The sequence below is a fragment of the Synechococcus sp. B60.1 genome (assembly GCF_047462555.1).
Classification (GTDB): Bacteria; Cyanobacteriota; Cyanobacteriia; order Thermostichales; family Thermostichaceae; genus Thermostichus.
This window is the reverse complement of the sequence record NZ_JANSJN010000017.1, coordinates 24,596-33,145: the sequence shown is the minus strand read 5'-3', so window position 1 is coordinate 33,145 and position 8,550 is coordinate 24,596. Positions and strand designations below refer to the sequence as shown.

The window sequence follows — 8,550 nt, the reverse complement described above, 5'->3', positions numbered from 1 at the left end:
GAGCGGGTCAACACGGATATTTTTATCGCCGTCTCCAAGGCGTTGGCCTTCATCAACCCAGACGAGATCTCGGCCATGGTGCCCCTGACGGCCCTGAACCGCTTTTTGCGCCAAAAGGACGGCTCGAAGATCGCCTACCTGGATGGCGCCCCGCCGGAGCGGCTTTGCCAGCCGATGGTGGACTCCATCATAGCCCGCGGCGGCCAGGTGCATTTGAATGCGGCGCTGCAGGCCATCGACCTCAACCCCGACGGCAGTGTAGCGGGCTTTCGCTTTCTCACCCCTGCCGGGCCGCTTCAGGTCACCGCCGACGCCTACGTCTCAGCCCTTTCGGTGGATGCGCTCAAGGAGCTGCTGCCGGCCCGGTGGTGGGAACTGCCCTATTTTCAGCAACTGCGCGAGCTGGAGGGGGTGCCGGTGATCAGCCTGCAGATTTGGTTTGACCGCAAGCTCACCCACATCGACCACTCGCTGTTTTCTCGCTCGCCGCTCTTGAGCGTGTATGCCGACATGAGCAATACCTGCCGCGGCTATGCGGATCCAGAGCGCTCGATGCTGGAGCTGGTGCTGGCCCCGGCTGCCGAGTGGATCGACCGCAGCGACGAGGAGATCTTCGCGGCCACGCTGGAGGAGCTCCAAAAACTCTTTCCCCAGCACCTCACCGGCCCCAACCCGGCGCGGGTGCGCAAATGGGTGGTGGTGAAAACGCCGCGCTCGGTCTATAAGGCCACACCGGGCCGGCAGCAATACCGTCCCACTCAGGTCACCCCCATCCCCAACTTTTTCTTGGCGGGCAGCTACACCCTGCAACCCTTCCTGGGCAGCATGGAGGGGGCCATCCTCTCCGGCAAGCGGGCAGCCGAGGCCATCAGCAAAGGGATCCCCTCCCCGGCGGCTGCGCTCTCAAGGTTGGCAACCGCAGGGGTTTGATCGCCTCATTTGGAGCAACCTGACTGTCGGGGCTATCCAGCCTGTCCGCTTTCCCGTAGTGTTGAGATGTGCCCTCGCTGTCCCCATCTGGCCCCGCGCCCCTGGAGATGAGCCCGATGAGTCCGCTGGAGCAATCTTTTGCCCTCTGCCGCCAGATCACGGCCAAGCACGCCAAGACGTTTTATCTGGGATCCCTGCTCTTGCCTCGACCCAAGCGGCGGGCCATCTGGGCCATCTATGCTTGGCTGCGGCAGACCGATGAGTTGCTGGATGGGCTGGAGGCCAGCCAGACGGCGGTGGAAGTCACCCGCAGCAAGCTGGAGCAGTGGGGATCCCATCTGGAGTCTTTGTTCCAGGGGGGGGAGCCGCAAGCCCCCACCGACCTGGCCTTGATCCACACCATCCACACCTACCGCCTCTCGATTGAGCCCTTCCGCGAGATGTTACGGGGGCAAAGCATGGATCTGGACACCCGGCGCTACGCCACCTGGGAAGACCTGCGGGTTTACTGCTACCGGGTGGCCGGGGTGGTGGGGCTGATGTGCTCGGAGATCATGGGGTTTGTGCCGGGTCGGGATGGCCGCGAGGAGGCGGTGGCCCTGGGGATTGCCATGCAACTGACCAACATCTTGCGCGATGTGGGGGAAGATGCCCGCCGCGGGCGGATCTATTTGCCTCTGGAGGACTTGCGCCGCTTCAACTACTCAGAGCGGGATTTGTTTAACTATGTCATCGACGAGCGCTGGATGGCCCTGATGGACTACGAGATCCGGCGAGCTCGGGAGCTCTATGCCCAAGCGGAACGAGGGATCCCTACCCTGCAGCCGGACTCCCGCTGGCCAGTGGCCGCTTCTTTGATACTCTACCGGCAGATCCTCAACGCCATCGAGCGCAACCACTACCAGGTGTTTCGCACTCGGGCCTATGTGTCCACCCTGAGCAAGGCGCTGGCGCTGCCGGTGGCCTGGTGGCGCTCCAACTACTACGGCTATTAGTAGTGACAGCAAGCCGTTTCCCACTGCGGATCCCAGTGGGCAAGCCCCAAACCCGTAAAGAGCGAGGAAAATCTATGGTGATGCCCTATCGGCAAATCTGGGAAGACAGTTTAACCATCTTCTGGCGCGACTGGCTGGATCTGCGCGGGCGGGTCTGGCAGGTGGTGGCTTCGGGGCTGGTGGCCCCCCTCATCTACATCGTTGCTTTTGGGGTGGGGCTGGGCGGATCCCTGCGGGCCGAGGCCCTGGCTGACGTAGGCGGATCGACGGCGGCAGGTTCCTATTTACGTTTTATTTTGCCGGGGATGGTGGCTCTTTCGGCCATGACGATTAGCTTTGCCGGCACTACTTTCTCCATTTGTGGATCGCGGCTGTTTACCAAGAGCTTTGAGGAGCTGCTGCTCTTGCCGGTGCATCCGCTGGCGCTGCATTTGGGCAAGGTGTTGGCGGGCATTGCCCGCGGCCTGCTCACGGCCTTGGGAGTGTTGGCGGTGGGGGTGCTGGGGACAGGAGCCTGGGGCCTTCTTCATCCCCTGGCGCTGTTGGTGCTGCTTTTGGATTGCGCTGTCTTTGCCGGCATCGGGGTAATCGCCGGCTTAAAGGTGCCCAGCTTGGAGAGTGTGGGCGTGCTCACCAACTTTTTGATTACGCCCATGTCCTTTCTGGGGGCCACTTTTTTTGATCCCAGCCAGTTGCCAGGCTACCTACAGGTGCTGGTCTATTGCCTGCCCCTTTCCTACGCCAGCATCGGCATGCGGGCAGCCGCCTACCAGCCCCCTGCCCAGTTCCCCTGGTACACAGTGGCGGTGCTGGCGGGGTTGGCAACCCTTCTGGCCCTGGTGGGTGCCTACCTGTTTTCCCACCAGCAGGATTAGTTGCCCTTGCCAAACACCTCTGGGTAGCGGGCCAGTTGCTCCTGCAGGTCTTGGTCGTAGCGCAGGGCAATTACCCGGTAGCCTTGTCCCAAAAGCTGGGAGCGCACTTGGCGATCCTGGGCAGCCTGGTCGGGCTCGTCATGCACTGCGCCATCGCAGAAAACACAGACGTTGGGCTCGTAGAAGAAGTCGACCACGCAGCGGGGATCAGGGATGGCCTTCTGAGCGTCGTCGGGAAGGCGGTAGCCTTCTTCGGCTAGCAACTCCAGAAAGCGGCGCTCCAGGTGCGAGCGAGGGTCGATGAGCTGGCGCAGCCACTCCAGCTGCTCTTGGCGGGAGCGGCCCAGGGGACGTAGCTCGGTGCGGCTGTGGGCCAGCTTGCCCAGGAGATCCCGGATCTTGTATCGGTCGAGCTCCAGCGCCTCCCGTTGGTTGGCGTAGCTGAGCAGGCACTCGTAGCAGGCGGCGCGGCACTCAGGCCGCAGGTCTTGGATCCCGGCTTCTGAGAGCTGGAAGTGGCAGATCTCCAGGGCTGCTCGCGCCACCTCCGCCATGGCCTCTGGCTCCTCCACCAACCGCTGCAGGACGCCGGCTCCCCCTTCTGCCGTCTCGTAAAACAGCAGGGCCCGATGGGATCCCTGGCCAATGGACTCGGCGGCCAGCTCCGTCTCTTCTAGCTCAAAGGTCTCTTCGATCCCCCGCTTGAGGGCGTAGCGCAGGCTGGTTTCTAAAGGTTGGGGATCCCCTAAGCCGGGCTGCGCCAGGCGCACCAGCAGCAGGTTTTGGGTACTGCGCACCGCCAGGCGGATGGACTGCAAGGAGGCTCGGTTGGATAAGCCCGCCCTGCTCCGCTCAAGCTGAGCTCGCGAGGGGACTTCCCCATTTTCAAAGTTGACTGAGAAACCCCGCCCTCCACTTCCCCGCCAGCCGTGGTTGATGCGCAGCAGGGTGGCCGCCGGGGCATAGCGCAACTGCAGCAGGGGGGTTTGTCCGCTCAGCACATCAGCTTCTTGGACGCGGTAGCCAGAGCTTTCGGAAGCAAACTGGAAGAAGGTCTGCAGCTCGTAGCCTTGTCGCCGCCGCTCCTCTTCGTCAGCCGTGATGCGATCCCGCCGCCGCATGCGCACATTGGGCATTTCCAGAAGCTGGGTCAAGAGGCTATTTTGCCCATCGAACGGGGTGCCGCAGACTGGACAGCGATCGAGGGAGGGATCGGCAAAGGCCCCACAGCTAAAACAGAGCTTGTGGCTACTTTTGCGCTCCTCCAGACCGCCGGGCGGCGCCTGGAACGCCACCGCTTCCCACTGGCAGCCTTCGTGGTAGAGGAAGTTGTGGGGAGCAAACTCGCGGATGGCCAAAAAGCGGGGCCGGGCGATGAACTCCCCCTCGCCGCCGCGGGGCACCCAGGCCCGCACGGGTAGGGCCGGAAAGTTGTAGCCGGGCAGAAAGCCTTCGCTGGCCAAGTAGCGGTAGGGGTAGAAGTCGCTTTCCTCCCGCTGGGTGTCGATTTGGAGCAGCAGATTCCGCTGGCGCAGGGCTTCCCGCTGGCGGCGCTCGGCTTCCTGCTGGTCTTTCTTTTCGCGAGTCGTCTGGAGCTGGCGGTTAGCGGCTTCCAACTGCTGGGTGGCAGCCCGATAGAGTTCTCGCCAGCGGTCGAAAGCTCGGTCAAAAGCCTGGGGCGCCTCTTCGATGACCTGCTGGAGCCAGCGGCGGCTAAACCAGCCGCTCTGATCCAGAACCTCTCGATCGGCAGCCAAGAGCGCCTCCACCCGCTCCATCACCTCTTGCCGGGCCGCTTCCCCTAGCTGGATTTGGGCAGCCACCTCTTCCCGCAGGGGCAGCCCCTCGCGATCCAAATCGAGAACTCTTTCCATGGAGTTACCCAGGGGCAGGCGTACCTGGGCCAGCCAAACGGCGTGGATGTGAGCCCGCAGTAGCGCCTCGTTGGTTAAGTCCAGGCGGGGAGGGCGGACACGACCGGCCACCATCTCGGCGCGGCGGCGGAAGTAGTACTGGTCGTGGCTGTTGAAGGCGCCGCAGTAGCTGAGGATTAGCCCCGCCTGCCCCTGGCGACCTGCCCGACCGCTGCGCTGGGCGTAGTTGGCCGGAGTGGGCGGCACGTTGCGCAGATGCACCAGATCCAAATCGGCAATATCGACCCCCAGCTCCAGGGTTGGCGAGCAGACCAAGTAGGGAAGGCGGCGAGCTTGGTCTTCCCCGCGAAAGCGCTTTTCTCGCCACTCCCGCTCTCCCGCTCGAACCACCTGGGCCGTGTGCTCTCTGGCCTCCAGGGATCCCAGCCCTGCTGCCCCGCTCCGATACAGGCGCTGGAAGAAGAGATTGACGGGGCGAGGGGCGGAAGCGTAGCCCTCCTGCTGAGCGCGGCGGGAGTACAAGGGATCCGCAGGCGGCGGCGAGCCATCGCCCAGGCACCAGCGCAGACAGCCAGCGTTGAGCTGGTAGGCTTCCTGGCCATTCTCCCGCCGCAGCAGGTCGTAGCTGACTAGAAGAGAAAGCAGGGATCCCAAAAGCTGGTCGTAGGTTTCCCGGGTTAGCTCAAGGCGCTTGGCAAGAAAGCGTCCGATGGCGCTGCGGGGGCCTAGGCTGAAAGTTGTCCCGTCTTGTCCGTTGCGGCTTTGGCGGACAAAGCAGGTAGCCGTCCGCAGCTCGTCGTACTCTTCTAGGCCCCAAAACTCGTTGAGGTGTTGCTCGGCGCGTCGGCGCAAGTTTCTCTGGAACTCGGTTCTGAGCACAGGCACATCGATGGCCAGTTTGCGCCGAAACTGATCCAGCAGAGCCCGCAGCAGGCGTTCCCGCTCCTCGACGCTGGCCTGGACAAACCAGGGATTGAGGGGGGCCAGGGCCGAGCTCTGGCAAAGCTCCTTGAGGCCGCGGTATTCAATTTTCAACAAGCCCACCTGTTCCAGGTTGGGGTGGGTAACCCGCCAGCCGCGCCGCAGATCCTCGTAGAGGCGGTATTCGGTTAGCTCCGTAAAAGTCCGCCAGACCTCTTGGGCAGCCGGCGACTGGGGATCCAGCAAGGGGTTTTGGGCAATGGCGGCAAGGGTGAGGCCGGCAGCCTGCACCACCTCTGGGGCCACTTCTGCAAAGCCCAGCTCTTGCTTTTTAAGAAGGGCAGCGTAGAGCGAGGCCCGCAAGAGGGCCACGTGGACAAAGTCGTTGAAGTGGCCGGCCTGCAGGGAGGCATCCTGACGGTTGTCGGTAAAGGTAAGCAGCTTGTCCTGGGCTGCCCCCGTTTGAGCAGCATGGCGCAGCAGAGAAGTGGCCAGAATGGTGGTGGCGCTGGAGCGGCCTTCGCTAGAAAGGGAAGCCAGCTTGGCAAACTCCCGCTCCCGTCCACTGTAGTACTCGCCGCAAGCTAGGCAGAGAGAAAAGGGCTGGGGCTGCCACCACAGCTTCTGGGTTCCTGCCTGGGGCACCTCGGAAAAGGAGCCGTCCGGGCGGACCCAGACCGCTTGGGGGACGCGCCTTCTCCAATGGGGCTTGAGCCGGCCTTCAGGGGTGTACCAATCTTCCGGGATCTGTTCCTGCGACCACTCCCCCTCCAGGGGATCCAGACTCAGGTAGCCAGCTTGCTGCTCTTCGCTTTCCTCCACCTCTTCCCCGAGGGGATAGGGCACAAAGCGATCCCCGGACTTGAGGACATGGTAGTAGTCCTGCCCGCACTGGCGGCAGAACTTGACAGGGAAAAAGAGCTTGCCCTCACCGGCCTGCATCTGCCCCTCCAGGGAAAATTGCCGCTTTTCCCGGCTCTCCAGAGTGGCGTAGAGGGTGCGGCCCTGGGAGATAAATTGGTGCAACTTGAAGGCCACCCCCCTGTTGCCGTCTTTGAGGTTGCTGGCGTGGGCGAGGAACTGGCGCAGAGACTCAGCGCAGAACTGGGGATCCCTGTCAACCTGCTTGGCCAGTTGGGCGGCGACCTCAGAAAGCTCCCTGGGCAGGCGGCGCCTGAAGCCGCCATCGGGCGTGGGCTCCAGGCCCAGTTCGTACTCCAGCCAGCGCGTCAGGGGGTGGCGGCGCAGGGTGGCCAGGTCGGCGGGAGGGGGAGAGTCGAGGGCGCTTTTTAGCTCCGCTGCACTAGGAGAGTCACCCTCACTAAAGGGATCCAAGGTTTCCTCGATAACGTGCTCCGCTCTGAAGGGATAGCCAAAGAAGCGGCTGGCAAAGTCGGCCACAATCTGGCGGCGCTCCTGGGCGGTGGCTTCTGGCCGGGAGATCATGGTGGCGCTGGTGCCGATGTGGACAAGGTTTTGGGCGGCGCAGCGCTCCTTGAGGCGTCGCACCAGCATGGCCACATCCGCCCCCTGTCGACCGCGGTAGGTGTGTAGCTCGTCAAAGACCAAAAAGCGCAGTCCACCAGGACTTAAGAAGCGCTGATCCTCAGGGCGAACCAACAGCAGCTCCGCCATCATGTAGTTGGTAAGCAGAATCTGGGGCGGCTTCCGCCGCAGCTCTTCCCGATCGCTTTCGGCAGTTTCCCCGGTGTATTTGGCAAAGCGCAGGGGGAAAGGGCGACCATAGCGGCGCTCGTAGCGTTCGCGCAGGTCTTGCAAAGACTGGTATTGGGAGTTCACCAGGGCATTCATGGGATAGACCACCAGGGCCGTCACCTGGTGCTCGGATCCCTTCTGGCGGATCCAGTTGTCGAGGATGGGCAGGAAGTAGCAGAGGCTCTTGCCGGAGCCGGTGCCACTGGTTACCACGAAACTTTCTCCGGCTAGGGCCTTGGTGATGGCCTCCTCCTGGTGGCGGTAGAGGCGAAAGGGCCTGCCATCCTCAAAGCGGAAGATGTGGGCTGTTTCTTGGGCAATCCGTCCGGCTGCAGCCAACTCGTCAACGGTTGAGCCGTCCTTGTAAGAGGGGCTGAGCTGGACAAGCGGCTCTGGCCAGAGGTGGATCCCTTCTTCTAGCGCTTGGTCTACAAAGGCTTGCGCCCGTGGGTCGGCAACCAGAAAAAACGAGCGGACAAAATCGCGATAGTCGGCCAGGACAGCGGCGTGGAGATCAAAGATCGTGGACATCAAAGCTACTCCACAGGGCCCTCCTAGCCAACCTAAACCCAGTCTGGAAGTGCAGCAAGTATTTTCCTCACCTCCAGTCCCTCTGGGGGAGAGACTTCTGCTGGAGTCAAGTCGCCATCAAGATGAGAGCTTGATCCAGAGCGCAATCTAGAGATAGTCATTGGCACACAAGTGTTGCTCGTGCAAATCTCCCTCCCATTTCAACTTGCTTGCCGCGTAAGTTGCGGATCCCAGCCTGCTTGTGGAGTTGAGCTAGGGTGCGCAGCGCTTTGTGAATCACCTCGCGCTTGGTCTTGAGGCCGGTTACCTGGCGGGCCCACTCGATGAGTTCATCGTCCAGAGCCATGTTGGTGCGTATGGGGATCCGCCTGTGTATAAGAACGCAGTCTTATGCGGATCCTATGCCTAGATTTAGCGGTGCGCCAGCCGCTCCCATGCCTCCAGCACCAAGCGGCGGGTGCGGTATTCGCCAAATTGCCGCATTTCTTTTTCCTTGAGCACGCGGAAGGTCTCGCCGGGGAAGGTGCTGGCAGCCACACGTCTGGCATACCCCGCCGGATCGAGAGGATCTTCCACCTCTTCCCAGGGATCGAGGATGTTTTCTAGCTCACGCTCGGTCAGGTCGGCAGGGTCGAGAATGTAGCGCAGTTGCTTGCGGGTGAGGCCGTAGAGCCGGGCGTAGTAGGCGTCCAGCTCGGCGCGGAGCAC

Annotated in this window: 6 protein-coding genes; 3 read left to right on the top strand and 3 right to left on the bottom strand. The window is 62.6% G+C overall.

The features are described 5' to 3' along the window. From NW863_RS03515 to NW863_RS03505, 3 genes are all read left to right on the top strand, one after another. A partial coding sequence (locus NW863_RS03515; protein ID WP_414364438.1) for an FAD-dependent oxidoreductase occupies positions 1-930 on the top strand: 930 nt, incomplete at its 5' end. 116 nt (positions 931-1,046) lie between these two features. Further along, entirely contained in the window at positions 1,047-1,925 is an 879-nt protein-coding gene (locus tag NW863_RS03510) for a phytoene synthase (protein WP_414364436.1), read from the top strand. Positions 1,926-1,999: 74 nt separating this feature from the next. Then, positions 2,000-2,800 carry an ABC transporter permease gene (locus NW863_RS03505; protein ID WP_414334894.1) on the top strand — a complete coding sequence of 267 codons (801 nt, stop codon included), beginning with the start codon at positions 2,000-2,002 and terminating at the stop codon, positions 2,798-2,800. Here NW863_RS03505 and NW863_RS03500 read toward each other — a convergent pair. From NW863_RS03500 to NW863_RS03490, 3 genes are all read right to left on the bottom strand, one after another. After that, complete coding sequence (locus tag NW863_RS03500; RefSeq protein WP_414364434.1) at positions 2,797-7,842, bottom strand: DEAD/DEAH box helicase; 5,046 nt, start codon at positions 7,840-7,842, stop codon at positions 2,797-2,799. The genes NW863_RS03505 and NW863_RS03500 overlap by 4 nt on opposite strands. 157 nt (positions 7,843-7,999) lie before the next feature. Then, positions 8,000-8,188, bottom strand: a complete 189-nt coding sequence (locus NW863_RS03495) for a type II toxin-antitoxin system VapB family antitoxin (RefSeq protein WP_414364432.1) — start codon at positions 8,186-8,188, stop codon at positions 8,000-8,002. 65 nt (positions 8,189-8,253) lie between these two features. Then, the coding region (locus tag NW863_RS03490) for a hypothetical protein (RefSeq protein WP_414364430.1) at positions 8,254-8,550 on the bottom strand (297 nt) is incomplete at its 5' end.

What these genes read in the sequence shown, in the direction of transcription:
- NW863_RS03505 (WP_414334894.1), top strand. Translation starts at nt 2,000, where the DNA reads ATGGTGATGCCCTATCGGCAAATCTGGGAAGACAGTTTAACCATCTTC.
- NW863_RS03500 (WP_414364434.1), bottom strand. Translation starts at nt 7,842, where the DNA reads ATGTCCACGATCTTTGATCTCCACGCCGCTGTCCTGGCCGACTATCGC.
- NW863_RS03510 (WP_414364436.1), top strand. Translation starts at nt 1,047, where the DNA reads ATGAGTCCGCTGGAGCAATCTTTTGCCCTCTGCCGCCAGATCACGGCC.
- NW863_RS03495 (WP_414364432.1), bottom strand. Translation starts at nt 8,188, where the DNA reads ATGGCTCTGGACGATGAACTCATCGAGTGGGCCCGCCAGGTAACCGGC.